Origin of the sequence: Streptomyces palmae, assembly GCF_004684805.1 — a bacterium.
GTDB lineage: Bacteria > Actinomycetota > Actinomycetes > Streptomycetales > Streptomycetaceae > Streptomyces > Streptomyces palmae.
In genome coordinates this window covers 1-744 of the sequence record NZ_SRID01000771.1, presented here as the reverse complement: position 1 = coordinate 744, position 744 = coordinate 1, and the positions used below count along the sequence as shown (strand labels likewise).

Genomic DNA, 744 nt, shown 5'->3' with positions numbered 1-744 from the left:
TCGCCGATGGAGTGGCCGATGACGGCGTCGGGGTGGCTTGGATGGCGGTCATGGTGCCGTTGGGGGGGAGTTGGCCCATGAGGGTGGCGCGGGTGGCGATGAGGTGGCAGGCGTCGGGGAGGTTGAGGATGCCGGCGATGTGTGCGGCGCTGATTTCGCCGATGGAGTGGCCGATGACGGCGTCGGGGGTGAGGCCGAGGGTGGTGAGGAGGCGGGCGAGGCTGATGTGGAGGGCGAAGAGGGAGGTTTGGGTGTAGGTGGTGTGGTGGATGAGGTCGGGTTGGTTGGGGTTGCGGTTGAAGGTGATGTCTTGGAGTGGGTGGTTGAGGTGGGGGTTGAGGTGTTCGCTGATTTCGTCGAAGGTTTCGGCGAAGGTGGGGAAGTGGTGGTAGAGGTCGGCGCCCATGCCGGGGCGTTGGCTGCCTTGCCCCGAAAACACCCAGACGGTCTTTCCGGTGCCCGGCCCCTCACCGCCTTCGGCGCTGGGTTCCACCACGCCGGGATGGGGCTGCCCGGTGACCAGCGCGTCGAGACCGTCCAGCAGTTGGTCCCGGTTCTCGCCCAGGACGACGGCGCGTCGTTCGAACACCGTCCGATGGCGCAGCAGAGACCAACCGACTTCCGCGGGAGTCGGGCGCGTATCGGCCCGCAGGTGTTCGGCGAGGGCGGCGGCTTGGTCGCGTAGGGCTTGGTCGGTGCGGGCGGAGATGGTCCAGGGGATGAGGGTGGGCGTGGGGTCCTGGG

General features: G+C 68.1%; 1 protein-coding gene. It reads right to left on the bottom strand.

All coding sequences use genetic code 11. The features are described from left to right. A partial coding sequence (locus tag E4099_RS32580) for an acyltransferase domain-containing protein (RefSeq protein ID WP_135342670.1) occupies window positions 1-744 on the bottom strand: 744 nt, incomplete at both ends.